We start from the raw sequence: 534 nt of genomic DNA, 5'->3' as shown, positions 1-534 counted from the left end.
AGAGCGTTAAGCTGTTATCGGGGGTCGTTTCGATAAGCTGCTCTGCCAGCTTCATTTCATTGACGGTATAACAGTCAAAAGCACTGCCTGTGATTAAATGACTGCTCAGCTCCATCTGACAGACCATACGTACTTGTGGGTACTGTGTTTCTTTACCATCCCTATTCGTGGGCTTGGCAAACGCTTCAGCATTGTTTTTCGAGTCTTCTGTTCGCCATAAAACCCCATCAACACCCAGCAACGTAAGTCCGTTCCAGTTTGGTAAGTTAGCCTGTTTGAACCAATGACTTTGCGTACAGTCAAAGAGCGCTTTTGCGGCTAACTCTCCGAGATTTTTTCTTCGCTGTGTTAATGCACTTGGAGCAACAAATGGCTTACCTGTGCGGTCAACAATATCGAGCATGTTTACAATGTCAGCCATGGATTTATCGTTATAGATAGCCATGCCAACCAGTAACCATGCCATCGACTCTAAAGTGAGCTTTCGTTTTCTTAGAGTAACGGTATCAGTAAGCTCATAAGCACTATTGATGA

1 protein-coding gene is annotated in these 534 nt (G+C 44.4%); it reads right to left on the bottom strand.

Features of this window, described 5'->3' with window-relative positions; translation table 11 throughout:
• Window positions 1-534, bottom strand: a 534-nt coding sequence (locus AACV32_RS11100; protein WP_170895776.1) for an IS4 family transposase, incomplete at both ends; no start/stop codon positions are given.

Source organism: Vibrio sp. B7 (genome assembly GCF_963888765.1).
GTDB classification, from domain to species: Bacteria; Pseudomonadota; Gammaproteobacteria; order Enterobacterales; family Vibrionaceae; genus Vibrio; species Vibrio anguillarum.
Note: the sequence above shows the minus strand (reverse complement) of the source record. Positions and strands in the feature narration are given on the sequence as shown.